This is a genomic window from Sphingobium sp. B8D3A, assembly GCF_025961995.1.
In the GTDB taxonomy this organism is placed as follows: Bacteria; Pseudomonadota; Alphaproteobacteria; order Sphingomonadales; family Sphingomonadaceae; genus Sphingobium.
In genome coordinates this window covers 3452546-3469523 of record NZ_JAOQOS010000001.1, presented here as the reverse complement: position 1 = coordinate 3469523, position 16978 = coordinate 3452546, and the positions used below count along the sequence as shown (strand labels likewise).

Sequence of the window (16978 nt, the reverse complement as noted above, 5' to 3'; positions counted from 1 at the left end):
GTCGCGGACAGGCTGAGGGGCAGCACAACCCATGGCGATGGCGCCTCGCCTCGATCTTCGGCAAAGCCAGTCGCTGGTGATGACGCCGCAGCTCCAGCAGGCGATCAAGCTGCTGGCGCTGTCCAATCTGGAGCTTGAGGCATTCATCGGCGGCGAGTTGGAGCGCAATCCGCTGCTGGAAGCCGGCACGGACATCACGCTGCCCGCGCGCGAGCAGGCTGAGCTGCCGGACGGCGTCGAGCCGCAATCGGGCCCCGACGCTCCGGCCGACGTGCTGATCGGCAAGGGCAGCGGCGAGGCGGACGGGCCGCTGGACGTCGATCACGGTGCGGAGACCTTCATCGATGATGGCCCAAGCGACCGCGCGCTACCGGGCGGGGCGGACCCCGGCCGGTCCGCCGCTGACTTCGGTGCGGACGGACCGGACTTCGACAGTTTCGCCGCGCCCGAGCAAGGGCTTTACGAGCATCTGATGCATCAGGCCGGCGCAGCGCTCTCCGGCCGGGCACTGATGATCGCCGAGCAGCTGATCGGCCAGATCGACGATGCCGGCTATCTGGAAGCGGACCTGCTGGAGACCGCCTACCGGCTGGGCGTTCCGCTGGCAGAAGTGGAGGTGGTGCTGGCCGTCATCCAGGGGTTCGATCCCGCCGGCATCGCGGCGCGGAGCCTCAGCGAATGCATCGCGCTGCAAGCCAAAGAGGCGGACCGTTATGACCCCGCCATGGCAACGCTGATCGCCAATCTCGACATTCTCGCCAAGGGCCAGATCGCGCATCTGCGCCGGATTTGCGGGGTGGATGAGGAGGATATGGCGGACATGATCCGCGAGCTGCGCGGCTATGACCCAAAGCCCGGGCTGCGCTACGCCAATGATCGGCCTGCCGCCGTGGTGCCGGATGTGCTCATCGCGCCTGCGGGTAATGGCTGGTCCGTGGAGATCAACGGTGCGACGCTGCCGCGTATCCTCGTCAATCGCCGCTATCATCACCAATTGGCGAGCGGCGCGCGGGACAAGACGTCCAAGGCCTGGGTGTCGGATTGCCTTGCCAGTGCCAACTGGCTCATCAAGGCGCTCGACCAGCGCCAGCGCACCATCTTACGGGTGACCGAAGAGATTCTGCGGCGACAGGAAGGCTTCTTCCGCCATGGCGTCGCGCATCTGCGGCCGCTCACGCTGCGCGTGGTGGCCGAGGCGGTGGGGCTGCACGAGTCCACGATCAGCCGGGTGACGAGCAACAAATATCTGTCTTGCCCGCGCGGGACCTATGAACTCAAATTCTTCTTCACCAGCGCAATCGCCGCGGCCGATGGCGGCGAGGCAGCCTCTGCCGAGGCGGTGAAGAGCCACATCAAACAGTTGATCGCGGATGAGCCGCCAAATGCGATCCTCTCTGACGACTCCCTGGTCGATCTGCTACGTGAGCGCGGCTTCGACATCGCGCGGCGCACGGTGGCCAAATATCGTGAGGCCATCGGGCTGGGGTCGTCCGTCCAGCGCCGCCGGCAGAAAGCCCTGGGCGGGCGATAACCGCGCCGCTTAGTCGAGCACGCGGGACATACGGCGGCCAGCAAGGATGCCGAGCACCAGGAAGATCCCGAACAGCGCAAGGGCAATGAAGAACAGCACCTTCGCAATGCCGACAAACGCCCCCGCCACGCCGCCAAAGCCCATCAGGGCGGCCGCACCGGCAATGAGCAGGCTGAGGATGGCAAGACGGATCATGACGGGCTCCTGTTGCTGACAGGGTTTTAACGTCTCGCGCCGGGCGGCGGTTCCCGGCGGGGTGGGGGAGGACGAGACGCGCGCGGCTCTCCCTACGCAAATCTGCCGAACCCGCCCGGACGGGGCGCCCAACGGCGGGCGGCATTGCTTCGTCACCGTTGATGCGAAGGCACCTTGCGAAAGCCGCGCGACCCCGCTAGGGCGCACGGCTCCAGTGCATGCGGAGCGGTGGCCGAGTGGTCGAAGGCGCTCGCCTGGAAAGTGAGTATACGTCAAAAGCGTATCGAGGGTTCGAATCCCTCCCGCTCCGCCAGCAGGCCGTTCGCAACAGGCCGCGAAAGTTCCAAAAATACCGGAAAACAGCCATTTAAAGCCGCTGCCATCATTCGTGCTCGTGCAGGATGGTTCGCATTTGTTCTCACCGTGATATGGTCTGCCGTATGGTTTCCGATTCGCGGTGTATGGTATTTGATGTTGAGTGATGCTCGGGTGCGGGCAGCAAAGGCGGCCGATAAGCCCTATAAGTTGACTGACGGCGGACAGCTCTATCTGTTGGTGACCGTCCATGGCACGCGCAGCTGGCGCCTGAATTACAAGTTTGGGAGCAACGCTGCGGGTCGGCCGGCCCAGAAAACGCTGGTAATTGGGCAGTATCCCGCCATGTCACTAAAGGATGCCCGTGAGGCGCGTGATCGGGCCAAGGCGCTGCTGGCGCGGGGTGTCGAGCCGACACATGCGAATGTTTTCCCGGTCGCCAAGCAGCTTGAAACAGTCCTCACGTTTCAGGAAGCCGGCCTCGAATGGTATCGGCTGCAGAAGGCGCGATGGTCGAAGGTCCATGCGGCGGATGTACTAGCGAGCCTAGAAGCAGATGTGTTTCCACGCATCGGTGCGATGCCTTTCGACCAAGTGACGGCGCGCGCCATCATGACCGTGCTTCAACCCATCGCCGATCGTGGTGCAGTCGAGACCGCCCATCGCACGCGGCAGCGCATCAGCGGCATCTTCGTTTACGGCGTCGCTTTGGGATTGATCGAATCGGATCCTGCAGCGAGCCTTGCGGTCGCCCTTCCGCGCAAACCGAAGGCCAAGGCGCAGCCAGCGATTACCGATATGCGAGAGCTGCGACAGCTGTTGATTGATTGCGAGGCAGAACGGTGCCGGCCCATCACAAAATTTGCCCTGCGCCTGCTGGCGCTGACGGCCGTTAGACCCGGCGAACTGCATGGGGCGCGGTGGGAGGAGTTTGAAGGGCTGGATGGCCCGACACCTATTTGGCGCATCCCGTCTACTAGGATGACGGGTGATCTAGATCGCAAGCGCGAAGCTGGCGGCGACCATCTTGTGCCTTTGGCACCGGCGGCCGTCGAAGTGATCGAGGCGGCAAGCGCCCTGACCGGCACCGGACCATTGATTTTCCCATGTGACCGGCATTCTCATCGCCCGATGAGCGAGAACACCATACGGGCGTTGCTCATCCGGGCCGGCTACTATCAGCGTCACGTGCCGCACGGGTTCCGGGCTGCATTTTCCACAATAATGAATGAGCGTGCCGAACGGCAATGGCGCAGCAGCGGGCATGCGGGCATCTCACCCGATCGCGCGATAATCGATCTCATGCTCGCCCATATTCCGCAGAACAGGGTCGAAAGCGCCTACAATCGTGCGGCTTATATGGAGAGGCGGCGCGAGCTGGCCTGTGAATGGGCCGAAATTCTGCTGCAAGACATGTGGCCACCGCTGTTGCATCTCGGACAACCTATGAGATGGGCAGCGACCGGGCCGAAGAGGCCCGGCTCGCGCCGATAAATGGCAGACTCACGTCCCATGCTCGCCCATGATCCAGTTGTTTATCTCCTCTTCACGCCACCGAGAGCATCGCTGACTTAGCCTGACCGGTGCTGGAAATATGCCGAGTTTGATCCGGGCATAGATGGCTGTTTTGCCCAGCGCGGTCCGCTCCTTGACTTGGGCGATGTTGAGAAGGCGAGGAATGTTGTTCATTATGCGGCCTTTCCGTTGGGCTCGGCGACAGTTGAGTATGCGCCGCGCGGTGCCAGGGTGATCGGGACGAAGTGGGCGCGATGTTTCGCGTAGGCTTCGCGAAAAGTCTGATGATCGCGGTCTGTCATGCTGGTGGGATCTTGCCGGTGCTGTTCCAGCCCATCCGGCCACCATGCTCGGCCGAGTGCCCAGTAGTAGAAATGGGCGGCCTCGAGCCGCTCCAGCTGGGCTCGTAGGTCGGCCGGCGAACGATCGCCGGTGGCGAGCATGCGCGGGTAGAATTTGCGGCGCATGGCGATCTCGCGGCGCAGGCAACTCACCAGCTCACCCCAGCCGAACGACGCGAGACGTTCGTCAGCCTCTCGCCTCGCCTTGGCAGCGGCGTCCTCAGTGCCGGGGGTGAGCAGGAGATCAGCGGCCAGATCTGCATGAATGGCGGCCATGATGCTGATCTCTCGATTGGCACCCTCGCGCGTCATTTTGCCGCTAGCGATCCTGTCGGGATAATGATGGCGCCGCATGTGCAGCTCGCGCGCCAGTTCCTCCACGATCGCCGCTTTGGGCACCGTGAGCGGATCTGCGCTTTCGTCTGACATGCAGCGGAAAAAGAGATCGAAGCTCATCGCTTGTCTCCGGAAATGCGGGCGATGCCGCGTGCGAACAGGAACGGGATTGCGATCATGATCGCGACGATGAGCAGCGTGCGCTGCAGGGCGACCAGCATCATTCCATTCCCAGCGCGCACAGGTAGGTTTCGAGGATGGCCGCGTCCTCGAGGCGGGTGCTTGGATCAAGGCTGCGCAGCCGCAAGATCGCTCGCACGGCCTTCACGTCATAGCCGGTGGCTTTGGCTTCAGCGTAAACATCCTTGATATCGTCAGCGATTCCGCGCTTTTCCCCTTCAAGGGTTTCTAGCCGTTCGATGAGCTGGCGTAGGTTCTGCGCTGCCGCATCGGGATTCGCGTTGATCGGGTCCGGCGCCGGCCGAGCCTTCTTTTTGCCCTTGCCGGCAGCAGCGGAGGGAGAGACGGGCATAAGCTTGTGGACGGTGCCGCCCATGCCATCGGGCACGGCCATCATCCGCATTTCAACGGGCGTGGAAGTCTGTGGCTGCATGATTGCGCTCTCCTATGGATGGCTGCTGGTGGAGCCGGCGGGGCGCTCGAACACCCAGCAGGCTGTGGTTTTGCCTGTCACGCCGGAATTGATCGGCTTGTAGGCGATGAATTTGCGGCTTCTGCTGGTACGCAGCAGGCGCTTGAGTTCATTGATAGGCGGCAGCGAGAGGCGCAGGTCGCCGCACTTCTGCTCAAACTGCACGAGGTTGACCGCGATCGTGCCATCAATTCGGCTGTGATTGATCCGGTGCGTCGTGCTCTCGGTTTCCTGCCCCTCAATGTAATCGAACCGCTCCCAGAACAGCTCAACATGCGGGTGATCGTTCTCGGTAAGGCGCTGGCGTTCGGCCAGCATCACGCGAAACTGCACCTGCACCTCGCTCGCCACATCGTCGGGAATGTTGGTGAGCACGATGCGCATCGCATCGAACATCGCAGCGAGCTGGGCGTGATTCTTCGCCAAGCGGTCGTTGCGGATGCCGTCCTGCCTGAGCATCTGCTCATAATGGACGGCGAAGCGCTCGCGGTAGCGCGTGAGGATCTCGGCCTCTCGCTTGACCATGTGAACGATGAAGCCGCTCACCTGATCGCGCTCATAGCGATTGATCCGCTCGGCCGCCTCGCGTGTCTGCGGCCCCCAGCCATCCTTGGTGATGCACAGGCCCATGATGCGCTCGCGCAGCGCGGGCGATGCCTCCACGGCGTCATTCTGGACGATCGCGATCGCGCCGCGAAAAGGCGGCTCGAATGTCTCCATGCCGCCATTGGCGATAGCGCGCGTCCGGACGGCCCGCCCGTTATAGGCCGTCTTCAGCTCGTCCCACTCGAAGCGGCGGCTGTGGGGCGTGTCCTGATTGCGGTCGCCCTCGATCAGCACAACCGGCAGATTGCCGACTTGACCCAAGGTGCGCGCGATGCCGGCATTGGTCGCCTTGGTGGGATCGAAGCCCTCATAGTTGCCGACGCGGCCCATCAGCTTCCAGAGGAAGGCGATCAGGGTCGTTTTGCCGGTGCCGGGCGGGCCGGTCACCTCGAGGAAGGCGAGCGATTCCTGCATGGCGCGGATCTGCTCGGCAAAGAGCGAAAGGCCCCAGAAAGTCATCACTGCGAGGCCCTTGGCGCCCCACGCGCGATAGATGTCGCCAGTCCACCGGATATCGAGCTTGTCGGGATCATATTTGATGGAGAGCAGGCGATCGCTGGTGCGCAGCTTCACCGCTTTGCGGGAGAAGACGAAATAATCGTCCTCGTTGATCTTGGCGACCTTGCCTTTGGAGACGCCCAGATCCCCCAGCAGCCAGCCCTCATGGTCAATCGAATAGCCGGTGAACTGGATCGCCTCGACCGTCTGGATATCGGTCCACTGACGCAGCATCAGCTTATCGAGCTGGTAATTCGCACCAACCCATTGTGCCCCCGGCGCGACCGCCGCGAGCCGCTTCTTGAATTCGCCCGAGGATGAGCAGGCAGAGCCGGAAAACGGCGCCTTCACTGCATCCTTGCGCGGGCCGCCCTTCGTCTTGGGGAAGTCGATGCGGAAATAATAGGCGCCCTCTTCCATGTTCGTATCGCGCTGAAAATAGAGCGTGCGGAAGGTGCAGTTCGCCAGCTCGGCAATGTCCACGGACTGGCGCGCGGCCAGCTCCCATTGTTCGCCGTAGGGAAGCTCCGCAATTGAAGGATCGGCCTCGCGCAGCTGCTCGAGGTGCTGTTCGATTCGCTCCAGCGAAAAGGTGGCCCAGAGTTGGCGTCCGTTGAACACCAACGGGAAGGACGCCGAGCGATGCTTCTTGTAGATCAGGAACGCCTTTTCATCGGCGCTTTGCGCAATCGTTACGTCGCCTGCCCAAAGATAGTCCTCGATGTGCTCTGGCTTGAGCTTGTCGGCTTGAAACAGATCGTTCCAGTCGGTCTTCTTGCCTTCGCCATCCACGCGCACCTGAGCGGCGCCCACCGGCCAGCCTGCCTCCCGCGCCTGCTTGGCAAAGCGCCGTGACCATTCCACGCCGGCAGCGCCCTGATCGAAGGCCCAGATGATCTTTGGCATCGGTCGATTGAGATCGGCACAGGCCTTGCGCAGATCCGCGAGAAAATGCTCAGGCCAGATGTTGCACGTCATGGCCGAGACGGCGGCAATGCCCGCCTGCCTCAGCGCGATGGCGTCAAAGATGCCCTCGGCGATCCAGATTTCGCGCTCAGCGGCGAGTGCCTCGAAGCTGTCGCCGGGGTAGAGCCAGCAATGGCCGCGATGCTTTGAGCCGGGGCTGAAGGTCGCCTTTTTATCACCGAAGCGGCCGGGTTGATCGATCAGGCGTTGCCAGTAGCCGCCGCCGGGCAGCGGGAATCGCACGGTCGCCGAACTGATGTTGAGCTCGGGATCCTTGTACCATTCCTGCGCGTAGCATCCGGCAAGGGGAGCCAGATTGAAGCCCCGCGCACTGCGCAGATAGGCATCGGCCGCCGCGTTGGGCTTCTCGGGCGTCGGCTTGTGGCGCTTCGACCAGTCATCGAAAATGTCGGGATAGCTCTGCTTGACCGAGATCTCGGCGCCGCAGCTGTCGAGGCGGCCGCAGCGAAGCATCCACGGGTGTTCCGCATGGGTGTAGAGCGATTTCTTGGCGCCGCATTCAGGGCATTTGCCCTCGCGCAGCCACTCCCCCTTTTCCGCAAAGCCATAGTCGCGCTTGAGGCGAGGGAGCAGTTCATTGAGCAATTCATCGCGCACGGGATGGCATCCAAAAGGCAAAGGGGCGGCGTTCCCGGAATGAGGCTTTCCGGGCGGCGGTATTCAGTCTGTGAGGTGCTGGGGCCGCTAGGCTTTCAGCGCGCCAGCATTCGGCTCAGGATTGGGGGAATCGTCGTTCGCCGGCCCCCTGCGCCACTCTGAGATCGGCAGGGGATGGATCGGCGGATTTCGCTGGCTGACGCGCACCGTCCTGATCGCGGTGAGTTCGGCCACGAAAACATGACCGCAGCCCAGCTCGTCGCGGCAGTGATAATAGATTTCGCGATAGGTGAGCGCGACCTTGCCCACCCGGCGCGCCTTTGCCCCGCCCCCGCAGGCCGGGCAGCTTGCGCCCGGCATCCGGTGATTTTCTCGTGCCAAACTGGCCTCCTCATGCACAAAGCCGCCCCGCGCGGCTTCCCCGTTGTTTCGCGCCGCCATCATGAACGATCATGCTGTTGAGGCGGGCGCGGACGCGATTGAGCGCGTCAATTCCTTCATTTACCTCTCGCTGGGCGCTGCGCATGTCTGGCAGGGTCGCACCGGGCTGGATCAAGGTGATGCTGATGCTGATGCTGATCGCCTCGGCCGTCTCGCGCGTGGCGGTGGATATGTCTGATGCCAGACCGGCAGGGCAGGGACTGCTCGTCCAGTTATGCAGGTCAAGCTGATCGGCATAGGCCTCGAGCAGCGGGGCATGGTTGCCACCGGCGGCGAGATAGGCGCGATCAAGCGCCATGGCCTGCTCAAGCGATGGCCGCGTGCGGTGGTCTTCATCAGACCAGTAGCGAATCAGTCGCTCTGACTTGCCGAGGATCTGGGCGAGCTGCGCCCAGCCCACCAGCGATCCCACGGTGTTGACGGCTGCAGCAAAGCTCAGCGGTTCGCGGCGCTTGGTCATGTCATCACCTGCTGTTCATTCACGGTGAGCGTGAACGAACGGCCGCCAGTGATCAGGCGAACCTCCGTCCCCCTCCCCCGGTGATGCACCGTCACGGCCTCAATATCGCAGCGGCGGTCCCGCTCCTCACGAAGTAGCGCAGCGACGAATTCCGCAGCTTTGGCGATTGTGGTAGGGGCTGGCACTGTGGGTGGTGCGCCAGCCCCCCCGCGCAAGGTGAGCTGGGCAGGCTTGATTGTGGGAGAGGCGGGAGCCTCAAGCCTGTTCAGCTCATCGAGCGCGATTTCTTCGCGCACGATGGCGCGGATGGTTTCCTGATCGACACGGGAAAAGATCATCAGCCTTGGCCTCCCAGCAGAAGGGCAAGGGCGAGCAAACCGCCGCCAACTCCAAGGCCAATCAGCCAGTAGCGCAAATTATCGCGCTGCTGCTCGGCGAAGCCATAAGGGTCGCCAACCTTGTGCGTGCAGCGGACGCGGATAAGCCGCGGCACGGCCCAGGCGGACGAGTGGACGTTCTGCAATGTGCCCTTGCCGTGGCAATAGCGGCACTCGTTCGCCGGCATGATCTCGCCGGGCCGGTAAATTCGGCTGCTGATCATTGATTTGATCCTCCGTGGAAAAGCGCGGAGAGGGCGGCACGCGCCTGCACCCGGTAATCCGCGCCGGTTTTGATGATCGTGACGAGGGCAGCGACCCCGGCCAGTGGAAAAAGGATTGAGCAGAGGGCGAGCATCAGGCTTGCCCCTCACGCTTCAATTTGGCCTTCCGTCCGAAACAGACAGAGTCGCTTTGTGCGGCTATTTCGGACGGCGTGGCGGCAGCTGGTCGTCCCAACGGAAAAACCACATGCTCGGCGGTGATCTGAAGACCCAACTCTTCCCCGACCTCCAGCACAGAGCGCTGCTTATCGGGCGGAATACGCCCCGCGCGCTTCCAGCTTGCTACGTTAGACGGCGCTTCACGGATGGCGCGTGCCATAGGTCGAACGCCGCCGAACATTTCGAAAAGGGAAGGTGTGCTTTCCATGAAGACAGCATGTCCGATATTTTCGGACAGCAGTCAATCTCAAAATAAGGACAGCATGCGTGCGAAATTTTCGCATGGTCGCCAAATGACATCTGTGAGCGCGCGTCTGCGAGACCTACGAATGATGGCGATGCCCCGACTTTCGGTCAGGTCGATGGCGGCTGCTCTCGATTTGCCATTGGGCACCTACTCAAACTACGAATCGTCCAGGTACAAGAAAGCCACTCTCCCGCTTGACCTTACGCGCCGAATTGCCGCCGTGCTTGCTCGCCACAGTGTGGATCCCGCTGAGGTCATGAAACTGGCCGGTCTCGCAGAGGATGAGACCGAGCCGGAAGTTCGCAACATTCAAGATGCTCAGCCTCAGCTGCAGTTCGTGACCTGCACGATGGTAATGCCTAGTGAAGAAGCGCTGGCTGATATGTTCCAGAGCTTGCTCGCACTGGTCCCAGTGGACGCAACGAGGGCCGAAGCCGCGCGAATTCTCGCTCAGCGCCTTCCAGCTGGCTTTGCAGCGATCGGACCTGTCGTGCCCGATCAGGGCAAGGTCCCAATGATTGCGCCCGCAGAAGCTGCTCGGTCTCTCGCCACAGATCGTCCCTGACCGCCGCAATCGTCGCGCACCGAACACTGCATCGCTCGCACGCAAACTCGCATCCCGGCGTCAACCGCCACGTCTTTCCCGTCACCAACCTTTATCCGTTTGTTCCTGATTCGTTCTTGCCTAAATGGGCCAACTCCCTGTAGGAAAGCAAGAAATGTTCAGTTGTGAGCACAACACGGATTTACGTTCAGAGGTGTTGGTGAGAAAATCGAGGCATGAATAGCTTGCAGGTGACCGGAGTGCTTGGCGCTGCCGCGATCGTCGGCTTGGGCATCGGTGCTCTCAGCTCGTTTTCGGGCCGGGGAGGGGGCGGTGTCTCGCAGGAACTCGCCCCAGCTACATCCGTCCAGTACGACATCTGCGGCACCGCCCGCCGGAACTGTGTGGTGGATGGCGACACGCTTTGGATCGGGGAAGTGAAAGTTCGCATCGCCGACATCGACGCCCCCGAAATCAGCTCGCCGCGCTGCAGCCAAGAGCTGGAACGTGGCGAGCAGGCCAAGCGCCGCCTTCTCGAGCTGGTCAACGATGGCCCGTTTGAAGTCCGCAAGGTCGGGGACCGTGATGCAGACCGGTATAATCGCAAACTCCGCGTCTTGCTTCGTGACGGCCACTCCCTCGGCGATCAGCTCGTGAGTGAAGGCCTCGCCCGCACATGGACCGGCCGTCGGGAGCCTTGGTGCTGATCGACGATTGATGACGTAAGCAATCCGCGAAACTGCGTGTCGATGATGGAGCTGGCGATTATGCTTTCGCAGGCTCCACAGGTTCGGATTGCCCCTCGTCGGACGGAAAAGGCCAGTCGGGCGGCAAATAATCGAGATACTCAACACCTAGCGCGGACACGATGTGGGGATGGAGCAATTTCGTTAGCGAGCCATAAGGCACTAGCGCCGTCTGCGGCCCCTCGGCGTACGATGCAATCGCGTAGGGAGGAAAGAGAAATTCAATTCCAGATTCGCTGAATACGAAGTTCTGAAAATCTTCCCAGCCTTCCGTGCCCCGGATGACCCATTCTCTCGAGAATTCATTGCAGCCGCTTCGCTCATTTTCATCGGTTTTATTCGACAGAAAATGTGCGCGGACACTGTGTTGAATCACAGGCAGAGCCTTGGACGCATCCACGAATAAGCTAGCTGCGCTTCCTAGCTCAATGAGGGGGTCCAACATGAATGAGAAGGTTCTAAAACAAGAATTCGGATGAGCTGCGCCAGCGTAATACCACCACACTGTATATGCTACAGTTAATACTCTTTCCTTTAATTTCGGCTCGCCGCATGAAGCGTCCCACGTGTTCTTCCGAAAGAAACGACTTTGACCAAAATTATGAACTGCCGGACTCTGTTCAAATTTCACTAGTCGTTGCTGCATTGTCTGGCCGACAAGCCATCCTTTCAGCCTCTGTGTGATCTCATTGATCTGAGGATAAACCTCTGACTGGAAATAGGGCAGCTCAAACGAGGTCTCGTAACCAGGGAGCCCGTCCCAACTATCCCTGTGTGTAGTCATTGACCACCTGAGTTCGCTCTCGCCCTGAATGCGGGCAATCTCCGCGCCGAGACGTTCAAGCTGAGCGGTGATGGCATCTGCCACCAATTCAAATGCATCCCCATCGGCCGGGCGAATAATGTGAATAGATTCCAATTCCGGAGGAATCGGTACTTCATCCAGCATCACAGGGATAAGATATATATCATCGATCAGCTTGTCTCGCGAGTGATCCAACGCGGACCTAATTTCGCGCTGAGCATAGCCTCGCCGATCGACCGAGTTGGCGGAGAGGAACACAATTACAATCGCAGCCTTTTGAAGAGCCCGCTTAATCTCAAAATCCCAGTTTTGCCCGCCCTTGATGCGGCGCTTATCCATCCAAGTGTCGAACCCCTTGCCCGACAGCCAATCATGCCATGCGAAAACCCGATCGCGATCAGGCGAAGAATAACTTAAAAAAATCAAGGGCGCATCTTGCATGACTTCTACTTATCATCACTCGTTCAGATCCCCAATATCTGCCGGAAATCTCGAGTAAGAAATTCCTTTAGGGCATGCATTCCGCTCGCAACGCCGATGTATAACCGCCGCTCTTGTCGAGCCGATGCGTTACCTCGGTGATCAGCCACCTCGTGGCATCGATTTCATCCTTGAAGCCGCTCACCGTAAATCCAGCTTCCGGGGTCGCATCCGGGCGCCCCAGAGCGAGGGTCAGATCGAGCGTGGCTGGCGCTCGCTTGAGCCGGTCGCGCTCGGCGATCGCTGCTTGCGTCGCGCTGGCTTCGTCAGGATAGACCTTGCGCAGGCGCTTGGCGTCCTTCTGCGCGCCCACGGTCACACTCTTGCGTTTCGCCTCGCCGCGATCGTGCCAACTCGCCGCGACGCCTTCTTGCCCCTCTCGCTTCTGCCGCTGCCATGAATGGCTCGAGACATGGCTGCGCGGGATCTCGATTTGCGGGAGGGCCTTGCCGCTGGTGGTGGCGCCGGCGCCTTTGCGCGCAAAGATAAGGTTTCCACTCTTGATTGTGGACACGGCATCATGCTCGCGGCCGAGCCGGCGCAGGAACGCCACATCGCTTTCGCGGCTCTGTGCGATCGATGCCAGGGCGATCGACGACAGATCCGGCGCCACCTTCGCGGTAAGGCCATTGCGGCCCGCCACGTCGCGCAAAATCGCCCCCAGCGTGGTATCCTTCCAGCTGCCTTCGCGCCGGTTGCGGATCTCGGATGTAAAATCCGCCGACCGTGCGCGGATCGTGATCTGATCGGGCGGCCCGGCATGGGTCACATCATCCACCTTGAAGCTACCCTTGTGAACAAGGCCGATCGGCACATTGCGACCCTGCTTCCACCCGATCTCGACGCTCAACACCGCGCCTTCTCTGGGAATCGCAAGGCCGCCATCGGTATCGCTCAGCACGATATCGAGTTGATCGGCCTCATCGTCGCGCCGCTCGGACAGGCTAAGCGAGACAAGGCGCGGGCGCAGCCGGTCGGATAGATCGACGCCGTCGAGGGTTACGCGCCAGTCAGCGATATTGTGGCCGCTCATTGCGCAGCCTCGGGATCCTCGGGCGCCGGATCATCCACGCGCAGCAGATCAATTGCGAAATCGATCCGGCGCGGTCGGCCATTGGCCATCAGATAGGCATGGCGCTCATCGATCGCCTCGATCACGAAATTGCCAAGCACCTCGCCGGCGCCGCTTACCAGTGGAACGGCATCACCGGCGCTGGCCATCTCGCGCAGCTGATCGATGCTCACCTGTCCATCGCTCAGCTCGGCATAGGTGGTGCCCGATAGCGAGATGGTTTCGGTGCCCGGCCCGGTGAACTGCACCGCATCGCGCGCGCCCATGCGCGGCGCGCGGGCATGTTGCCAGTCTGCCTTGCGCTGCAGGTCATCGGGGGCGAGCGACCCCATCTCGAAAACGAACATGCCCAGAGCCATCAGATGCATCGCGCCGCCTCCTTAATCGTCGCCATAGCCGCGCCCGCGCCTCTCGCGCTCGATCTGCTCAATGGCCCGGCGCACGGCATCGGCAATGTCCTCGGGCACGCCGACGCCGCTCACCTTGATCTCGATATGATAGGTGGAGGGTGCCGCAGCCGGCGCAGCAGATGCACTGGCGCCTCCTTGCGCCGCAGCTGGTCCAGCGATCGCCACGGCCGCCCCACCGGCGCCGACGGAGAGCGCGCGCGTCATCTGGCCCGATAGTTGGGAGATACGCTGCAGCGGCCCAGCGGTGTTCGCAGCGAGGCCCTGATCGAGGCCCTCCATCACGAACCCGCCCAGCCCCGCGAACACGCGGGAAGGCGAATGAATGCCGAGCTTTTCCTTGAACCACTTCGCCACGCTGCTCGCCGCGCTGACGATCGTTTCCTTGAGTGCAGCCAGCTTGCCGAGCATGCCGTTGATCAGGCCCTGAATGAGATCCCGGCCGATCTGGCCGAAGTCGAGAGAGCGCAGGAACCCCACGGCGTTCCGGATCGCGTCAAGAATGCCGCTCCAGATGCCGCTGAAATAGGCAACGATGCCATCCCAGCTGTCATAGATGAGATAGGCAGCAGCAGCGACTGCGGCGACGGCGGCCACGATGAGCAGCAGCGGGCCGAGCGCGATTCCCAAGGGCGCGGCGGCAGCGGTGAGCGCCGCAAAGCCGAGCGCCAACGTGCCGAGCAGGATCAGCAGCGCCGCGCCGGCGCCGACGAACATCATGATGCCCTTGGCCAGCACCGGATGCTCTTGCGCCCAGCTACGCATGGTTTTTGCCGCACCGGCGACCATGCCAGCGACCTTCACCACCGTGGGGAGCAGATATTGCCCCATGGTGATGTTGAGCGCCTTGAGGCCGTTGGTGGCAAGGCCGGTGGCGCCCTCGGCCGTGGCGATCGCGCCGAGATATTCCGCGTTCATCGAGCCGGCATAGCGGCTGCTATCGCCAACCAGTGCGAAGTTCTCCCGCAGCTGATCGAGATTGTTGAGCATCGGCGCGATCGCGCCCACGCTCTCGGATCCGAAAAGCTGCGTGAGGGTGGAAGCCTGGGCTTCCTTCGACAGCCCCTGCAGGCGCCCGAGCACATCGAGGATCGCCCCGCCGGCATCCTTCTGCATGGCTTTGCCCACCTGCTCGGCATCAAGGCCCAGCGATGCGAACGCCTTCTGCTGCGATTTGGTGGCGGCGCTGCCCTTGGTGAGCGCCAGCATCATGTTCTTGATGCCGGTGGCGCCGATCTCGCTTTCAACGCCCACGCTCGAGAGCACTTGGCCCATGGAGGCGATCTGGGCTGCAGCCAGGCCACCCACCTTGCCGAGCGGGCCGATGCGCGTCACCATTTCGGTAACGGCGCTCACATTGCCGCCATAGGTGTTGGTGAGCGCGTTAATCTGATCGGCCAGCTCCACCACGCCATCTTGCGGCAGCTCGAACGCAGTCCGCCACTTGGCCATTGTCGCGCCGGCATCCTCGGCCGTGCTCTCAAAGGCCACGCCCATTTTAGCCGCATCCTCCGCAAAGCGCAGCAGTTCCTCGCGGGGCACGTTCGCGCGCCCGGCGGCCGCCACGATCGCAGCGATGCCCTCGGCCGCCATCGGGATCCGCTCGCTCATGTCGAGGATATCGCTGGTCATCTGAGCAAAGGCCTGCGGGGAATCGAAATCCACCACCTTGCGCACATCAGCCATCACCGCCTCGAGCGTCATGGCCTGTTTGGTTGCCATGACGATCGGCGCGCCGGCGGCGGTGCCCGCGGCCACCATGCCGAGGCCAAGGCCGGTCGCCTTGGCGCTCACCTCATTGAGCCGATCGGTGTTGCGCTGTGCCTTCGCCACCTTGTCGAGCTGCTCTGTCTGGCGCTTCAGGGCCTGATTGGCATCATGCGTGCGGATGGCCAGATCATTCTCATGGCGCGCGAGATCTGCCACATCAATGCCAGCCTCGCCCAGCTGCCGGGAGAGCTGCTGCAGCTCATCGCCGCCCCTATCCACCTTGGCCGTGAGCAGAGTGGTTTGCTTTTCAGCGCGCGCGAACTCATTGCGCAGCTTCTTGGTCGGCGCCTCGGTCTTTTCGAGCGTCGCGCGCAGCTCTTCCATTTTGGCTCGCTGTTGGGCCAGTGCCTGAGTGTCGGCGGCAAAGCGGCCCTCGGCCGCCTTGTATTTGCCGACCTGCTGCTGTGCCGCATCGAGCTTTTGCAGCTGCTTGTGCGTCTCGGCCAGATCCTTGCGCGCATTGGAGCTGGCGCCGGTGATCGCCTTGAGCGGTGCGGTCACGCGATCGAGGCCCTCGAGGATGACCTGCAGGCGAAGGTTCTTCGATGCCATGACTAGCGCTTTCCGGTTTTCTCTGGGGGCCTTGATCGGCGGGCGGCATGTTCACGCCAGCCCAGCAGCTCGCTCACGCTCATTTCGTCCATGACGGCCGGCGACCAGTGAAAGGTGATCGCCAGATCCGCCATGGCATCCTCGATCAGTCGTGGAGCACCGCCATCTGCGATTTCTGCAACAAAAAACTCCCGATCTCCGCACCGCAGGCGAGCAGGTCGGACGGATCCATGTTGGCGACCTCGGCCTGCGTGAGCACGGGGTTGGAGATACGCGGCAGGATCTTGGTGAGTGCATCCACCTTGAGCTGGCCGAGGTCGACCAGCGAAAGGCCGCGCAGCTCGCCCGACTTGGGTTTGCGCAGCTGGATGCTCTCGATCGACTGCTCGCCACGCTGGATAGGCGTGTCGAGGGTGACGGTGCGAAGGATCGGCTCGGCCGGGGTGGTCATGATGATGCTCTCCAAAAGGCAAAGGGGGACACGGCCCGACCGATGAGGCCGGGCCGTTCAGGCTTAGAAGATGCCGATGGCGTTGCGCTGGGCTGCGAGACGATCGACGCCGTCCACGATCTCGATCATGTTGATGGGATCGATCTCGATCTCAGTGCGGCCGTTCCAGATCAGCTTGTAATAGGCGATCGCCACCGTGGCGCTGAACTCGCCCGGCTCGCCCACCTCCTGATCGCCCATTTCGATTTCGCTGTATCGACCGCGGATCACCACCTCGATCGCGTCCACGGCGGCGCTGTCATCTTGCTGATAGGCGCCGGCGAAGCGCAGATAGACGCCATCGACGGTCTGGACGCCGAACTGGCGCAGGGCGTCGCGCAGCGGGCCGCCGGCGGTGAAGGAAGCCGAGAGCGCCTCCATGCCCATATCGAGGCTGATTGGCGCGGCCATGCCCCCGCCGCGATATTCTTCCATCTTGCGGGTGAGCGTCGGCAAGGTCACCGCCTTGACTTCGCCCAGATAGGCCGAGCCTTCGTTGAACAGCATCATATTTTTGAGAGTGCGGGGCAGGCCCATGATTTGCTCCTATGATCGGGGAAAGAGGATGGCG

Annotated in this window: 21 protein-coding genes and 1 tRNA gene; 5 read left to right on the top strand and 17 right to left on the bottom strand. The window is 62.1% G+C overall.

Annotated elements, in window-relative coordinates; all coding sequences use genetic code 11:
* The first annotated feature begins 31 nt into the window (after positions 1 to 31).
* The gene (gene rpoN / locus M2342_RS16115; protein WP_264579830.1) at positions 32 to 1531 is read left to right on the top strand and encodes an RNA polymerase factor sigma-54; all 1500 of its coding nucleotides are present in this window, start codon (positions 32 to 34) and stop codon (positions 1529 to 1531) included.
* Positions 1532 to 1540: 9 nt separating this feature from the next.
* On the opposite strand, the gene M2342_RS16110 is transcribed toward rpoN, so the two are convergent.
* Positions 1541 to 1726 (bottom strand): DUF1328 domain-containing protein, encoded by a 186-nt coding sequence (locus tag M2342_RS16110; RefSeq protein ID WP_264571939.1) that lies wholly within the window; start codon positions 1724 to 1726, stop codon positions 1541 to 1543.
* Positions 1727 to 1948: 222 nt separating this feature from the next.
* Between M2342_RS16110 and M2342_RS16105 the strand changes: the two genes are divergently transcribed.
* Positions 1949 to 2039: transfer RNA gene (locus M2342_RS16105), tRNA-Ser, on the top strand.
* Positions 2040 to 2197: 158 nt separating this feature from the next.
* Entirely contained in the window at positions 2198 to 3535 is a 1338-nt protein-coding gene (locus M2342_RS16100) for a tyrosine-type recombinase/integrase (RefSeq protein WP_264579829.1), read from the top strand.
* A gap of 9 nt (positions 3536 to 3544) precedes the next feature.
* Here the strand turns inward: M2342_RS16100 and M2342_RS16095 are convergent, their stop codons facing one another.
* From M2342_RS16095 to M2342_RS16055, 9 genes are all read right to left on the bottom strand, one after another.
* A complete protein-coding gene (locus tag M2342_RS16095) occupies positions 3545 to 3730 on the bottom strand; it encodes a helix-turn-helix transcriptional regulator (RefSeq protein WP_264579828.1) in 186 nt (61 codons plus the stop codon).
* Positions 3730 to 4353 (bottom strand): hypothetical protein, encoded by a 624-nt coding sequence (locus tag M2342_RS16090; protein WP_264579827.1) that lies wholly within the window; start codon positions 4351 to 4353, stop codon positions 3730 to 3732. Before M2342_RS16090 ends, M2342_RS16095 begins: the two co-directional genes overlap by 1 nt.
* Before the next feature lie 100 nt (positions 4354 to 4453).
* Positions 4454 to 4699, bottom strand: coding sequence for a DUF2312 domain-containing protein (locus M2342_RS16085; protein ID WP_264580064.1), 246 nt, complete (start codon positions 4697 to 4699; stop codon positions 4454 to 4456).
* A gap of 159 nt (positions 4700 to 4858) precedes the next feature.
* On the bottom strand, positions 4859 to 7573 hold the full coding sequence (locus M2342_RS16080; RefSeq protein ID WP_264579826.1) for a toprim domain-containing protein: 2715 nt from the start codon (positions 7571 to 7573) through the stop codon (positions 4859 to 4861).
* Positions 7574 to 7660: 87 nt separating this feature from the next.
* Positions 7661 to 7954, bottom strand: coding sequence for an ogr/Delta-like zinc finger family protein (locus M2342_RS16075; RefSeq protein ID WP_264579825.1), 294 nt, complete (start codon positions 7952 to 7954; stop codon positions 7661 to 7663).
* A 10-nt stretch (positions 7955 to 7964) separates the two neighbouring features.
* Positions 7965 to 8474: a hypothetical protein gene (locus tag M2342_RS16070; RefSeq protein ID WP_264579824.1), complete on the bottom strand. Its 510-nt coding sequence runs from the start codon at positions 8472 to 8474 to the stop codon at positions 7965 to 7967.
* Positions 8471 to 8812, bottom strand: coding sequence for a hypothetical protein (locus M2342_RS16065; protein WP_264579823.1), 342 nt, complete (start codon positions 8810 to 8812; stop codon positions 8471 to 8473). Before M2342_RS16065 ends, M2342_RS16070 begins: the two co-directional genes overlap by 4 nt.
* Positions 8812 to 9075 (bottom strand): hypothetical protein, encoded by a 264-nt coding sequence (locus tag M2342_RS16060; RefSeq protein WP_264579822.1) that lies wholly within the window; start codon positions 9073 to 9075, stop codon positions 8812 to 8814. Before M2342_RS16060 ends, M2342_RS16065 begins: the two co-directional genes overlap by 1 nt.
* A gap of 133 nt (positions 9076 to 9208) precedes the next feature.
* A complete protein-coding gene (locus tag M2342_RS16055) occupies positions 9209 to 9502 on the bottom strand; it encodes a carph-isopro domain-containing protein (RefSeq protein ID WP_264579821.1) in 294 nt (97 codons plus the stop codon).
* Positions 9503 to 9623: 121 nt separating this feature from the next.
* Here M2342_RS16055 and M2342_RS16050 point away from each other — a divergent pair, with 121 nt between their 5' ends.
* Together M2342_RS16050 and M2342_RS16045 are read left to right on the top strand one after the other, a co-directional pair.
* A complete protein-coding gene (locus M2342_RS16050; RefSeq protein WP_264579820.1) occupies positions 9624 to 10106 on the top strand; it encodes an XRE family transcriptional regulator in 483 nt (160 codons plus the stop codon).
* Positions 10107 to 10321: 215 nt separating this feature from the next.
* Positions 10322 to 10792 (top strand): thermonuclease family protein, encoded by a 471-nt coding sequence (locus tag M2342_RS16045; RefSeq protein ID WP_264579819.1) that lies wholly within the window; start codon positions 10322 to 10324, stop codon positions 10790 to 10792.
* Positions 10793 to 10850: 58 nt separating this feature from the next.
* Here M2342_RS16045 and M2342_RS16040 read toward each other — a convergent pair whose 3' ends face one another.
* From M2342_RS16040 to M2342_RS16010, 7 genes are all read right to left on the bottom strand, one after another.
* The gene (locus M2342_RS16040) at positions 10851 to 12077 is read right to left on the bottom strand and encodes a TIR domain-containing protein (RefSeq protein ID WP_264579818.1); all 1227 of its coding nucleotides are present in this window, start codon (positions 12075 to 12077) and stop codon (positions 10851 to 10853) included.
* Between the two features lie 67 nt (positions 12078 to 12144).
* Entirely contained in the window at positions 12145 to 13149 is a 1005-nt protein-coding gene (locus M2342_RS16035) for a contractile injection system protein, VgrG/Pvc8 family (protein ID WP_264579817.1), read from the bottom strand.
* Positions 13146 to 13556, bottom strand: a complete 411-nt coding sequence (locus tag M2342_RS16030; protein WP_264579816.1) for a phage tail protein — start codon at positions 13554 to 13556, stop codon at positions 13146 to 13148. Before M2342_RS16030 ends, M2342_RS16035 begins: the two co-directional genes overlap by 4 nt.
* 12 nt (positions 13557 to 13568) lie before the next feature.
* Positions 13569 to 15917, bottom strand: coding sequence for a phage tail tape measure protein (locus tag M2342_RS16025; protein ID WP_264579815.1), 2349 nt, complete (start codon positions 15915 to 15917; stop codon positions 13569 to 13571).
* A gap of 2 nt (positions 15918 to 15919) precedes the next feature.
* A complete protein-coding gene (locus M2342_RS16020) occupies positions 15920 to 16051 on the bottom strand; it encodes a GpE family phage tail protein (protein WP_264579814.1) in 132 nt (43 codons plus the stop codon).
* Between the two features lie 11 nt (positions 16052 to 16062).
* Positions 16063 to 16368, bottom strand: coding sequence for a phage tail assembly protein (locus M2342_RS16015; RefSeq protein WP_264579813.1), 306 nt, complete (start codon positions 16366 to 16368; stop codon positions 16063 to 16065).
* A 63-nt stretch (positions 16369 to 16431) separates the two neighbouring features.
* Positions 16432 to 16944, bottom strand: a complete 513-nt coding sequence (locus tag M2342_RS16010; RefSeq protein WP_264579812.1) for a phage major tail tube protein — start codon at positions 16942 to 16944, stop codon at positions 16432 to 16434.
* Positions 16945 to 16978 lie beyond the last annotated feature (34 nt).

What these genes read in the sequence shown, in the direction of transcription:
- rpoN (WP_264579830.1), top strand. Translation starts at nt 32, where the DNA reads ATGGCGATGGCGCCTCGCCTCGATCTTCGGCAAAGCCAGTCGCTGGTG.
- M2342_RS16020 (WP_264579814.1), bottom strand. Translation starts at nt 16,051, where the DNA reads ATGGCGGATCTGGCGATCACCTTTCACTGGTCGCCGGCCGTCATGGAC.
- M2342_RS16045 (WP_264579819.1), top strand. Translation starts at nt 10,322, where the DNA reads ATGAATAGCTTGCAGGTGACCGGAGTGCTTGGCGCTGCCGCGATCGTC.
- M2342_RS16065 (WP_264579823.1), bottom strand. Translation starts at nt 8,812, where the DNA reads ATGATCTTTTCCCGTGTCGATCAGGAAACCATCCGCGCCATCGTGCGC.
- M2342_RS16055 (WP_264579821.1), bottom strand. Translation starts at nt 9,502, where the DNA reads ATGGAAAGCACACCTTCCCTTTTCGAAATGTTCGGCGGCGTTCGACCT.
- M2342_RS16035 (WP_264579817.1), bottom strand. Translation starts at nt 13,149, where the DNA reads ATGAGCGGCCACAATATCGCTGACTGGCGCGTAACCCTCGACGGCGTC.
- M2342_RS16040 (WP_264579818.1), bottom strand. Translation starts at nt 12,077, where the DNA reads ATGCAAGATGCGCCCTTGATTTTTTTAAGTTATTCTTCGCCTGATCGC.
- M2342_RS16060 (WP_264579822.1), bottom strand. Translation starts at nt 9,075, where the DNA reads ATGATCAGCAGCCGAATTTACCGGCCCGGCGAGATCATGCCGGCGAAC.
- M2342_RS16100 (WP_264579829.1), top strand. Translation starts at nt 2,198, where the DNA reads ATGTTGAGTGATGCTCGGGTGCGGGCAGCAAAGGCGGCCGATAAGCCC.
- M2342_RS16110 (WP_264571939.1), bottom strand. Translation starts at nt 1,726, where the DNA reads ATGATCCGTCTTGCCATCCTCAGCCTGCTCATTGCCGGTGCGGCCGCC.
- M2342_RS16095 (WP_264579828.1), bottom strand. Translation starts at nt 3,730, where the DNA reads ATGAACAACATTCCTCGCCTTCTCAACATCGCCCAAGTCAAGGAGCGG.
- M2342_RS16090 (WP_264579827.1), bottom strand. Translation starts at nt 4,353, where the DNA reads ATGAGCTTCGATCTCTTTTTCCGCTGCATGTCAGACGAAAGCGCAGAT.
- M2342_RS16015 (WP_264579813.1), bottom strand. Translation starts at nt 16,368, where the DNA reads ATGACCACCCCGGCCGAGCCGATCCTTCGCACCGTCACCCTCGACACG.
- M2342_RS16030 (WP_264579816.1), bottom strand. Translation starts at nt 13,556, where the DNA reads ATGCATCTGATGGCTCTGGGCATGTTCGTTTTCGAGATGGGGTCGCTC.
- M2342_RS16010 (WP_264579812.1), bottom strand. Translation starts at nt 16,944, where the DNA reads ATGGGCCTGCCCCGCACTCTCAAAAATATGATGCTGTTCAACGAAGGC.
- M2342_RS16025 (WP_264579815.1), bottom strand. Translation starts at nt 15,917, where the DNA reads ATGGCATCGAAGAACCTTCGCCTGCAGGTCATCCTCGAGGGCCTCGAT.
- M2342_RS16050 (WP_264579820.1), top strand. Translation starts at nt 9,624, where the DNA reads ATGATGGCGATGCCCCGACTTTCGGTCAGGTCGATGGCGGCTGCTCTC.
- M2342_RS16070 (WP_264579824.1), bottom strand. Translation starts at nt 8,474, where the DNA reads ATGACCAAGCGCCGCGAACCGCTGAGCTTTGCTGCAGCCGTCAACACC.